The following is a 1761-nucleotide window of genomic DNA, read 5'->3' on the forward strand; positions in this document are numbered from 1 at the left end:
CGTATTGCCTCAGGAAGTAATGTTACCCGGGATGAAGGTCTACGAACTGCCCCAGACCGGTCTCGAGCCGCGGCCAGCTCGGTGGAGAGGCTGTTGGCGGGGCGGAGTGCTCATCACACGCAGCGCCGTCCACAGCCTCGGGCCGTATTTCATCCACGGGCATGGATACGATGGCTGTCTCCGCCACCTTCCGCCGGAGGGACCGAAGCAGGCGCTGAACGATCGAATGCTGCTTGTCGCTGAACATCGAAGGATCGATCGTGGCGAGCCTGCCCACGATGGCCAGTGCAGTGAGCTGTGGCTCGACGGCGAGCCAGTTCTCGATGATCGCGAGATGGGGATCGAGCTTCGAGGGCATGCGAATACGCTTTTTGTATCGCCGTTTCGGCCGGCGGTGCGTGGCCCGCACTTCGGCGGTGTTTGCCGCCGTGCCGAGCGATCGGGCAAACGAGAGCGGATCAGCCGGCGATACGGTGGGAACCTTCGCAAGACCGCGCTTGCCGATCCGTTCGCCGAGCTCTTCCTGCGCCGTGCGGATCGTGGCAAGCAATTGTATGGGATCGAGAGTCCGATACGTCTGGCGCAGACGGCGCTTGACCGCTGATGGGAGTTTCGGGTGCCCCAGTGCACGTTCGTATGGTGTGGCAGGCGGATGATAGCGTTTGATGATCTTGGCACCCTCGCGGCGCTTCTCTTTGAGCTTGAATGACGGCTGGAAGAAGTTCACCAGCAGGCGCGCCGCCGCGTAGAGACGTGCCATCACGCGGGCCGTCTCGACCCCGTCGAAGCGCCCGTATCCGACGAGCCGCCGGACCACCGCACCGTTCTTCTGCTCCACGAAAGCCTGATCGTTCTTTTTGTAGGCACGTGACCGCGTTACCTCGATCTTCTGTGCTCGGCACCATGGAACGACGACGTCGTTCATGAACGCGCTGTCGTTATCGAAGTCGGCGCCACAGATCACCCACGGGAACAGGCCCTGTGCTCGCGTCATCGCTTCCACGACGAGGCTGCCATCGCGTGTCACCAGGGGCAGGCATTCCGTCCATCCTGTTGCGATGTCCACCATGGTCAAAGTCTGGATAAACGAGCCGGCGACGCTGGTCCCACCGTGCGCGACCATGTCGATCTCGCAAAAGCCTGGCGGCGGGTTTGCCCAGTCATTGAAAGTGCGGATCGGCACCTCGCGTCGAATCGCCGAGTAGAATCCGACTCGCCGCCGGCGCCCCCCAGCAGCCGCAATTTTAACGTCGATCAACATCCGATCGATCGTCGCCGCGCTCAGAGTTGTCAGCAGCGCACGCTCTGCGCTCGTTGGCTTCAGCCGGCCATGCCGCGCGAGTGCGGGCAACAGCACTGGGATCATCGATACGAGGCGCTTACCGCAGACGCGATCGGAGGCTTCCCACAGCGCGATCAGCGCGTCGCGCACGCTGGCGTATTTGCGTCGCCGACTTGTCGCAGGTTCGGTTGGGCTCGTTGCCCCTTCGTCCAGTGGTGGTCTGGGCCTGTCCCTTCCGGCAACCGACAGTGCTCGCACCGCGTGCTTGCGGTGCCAACCCGTCGTTGCTGTCAACTCGTCAAGGATCCGTCCCTTCTCAACTCGTCCAGCCGCACGGTAGCGCCTCGCCACCGCGGCCAACACCTCGCGCCTTGCGCCCATGCTGATCCCACTCGCCATTGGCGCCACCGACCTGATTCGGTAACGCCGCCCCAGTCATCAGCGGAATTGTTCGGTAACATTTTCGATGAGGCAATGCG

Annotated in this window: 1 protein-coding gene; it reads right to left on the reverse strand. The window is 62.9% G+C overall.

What is annotated here, in order from left to right:
* Positions 1-22 precede the first annotated feature (22 nt).
* Complete coding sequence (locus K359_RS56620) at positions 23-1432, reverse strand: DDE-type integrase/transposase/recombinase (RefSeq protein WP_198031299.1); 1410 nt, start codon at positions 1430-1432, stop codon at positions 23-25.
* Positions 1433-1761 lie beyond the last annotated feature (329 nt).

Origin of the sequence: Bradyrhizobium sp. th-b2, assembly GCF_000426785.1 — a bacterium.
Lineage (GTDB): Bacteria > Pseudomonadota > Alphaproteobacteria > Rhizobiales > Xanthobacteraceae > Bradyrhizobium > Bradyrhizobium septentrionale.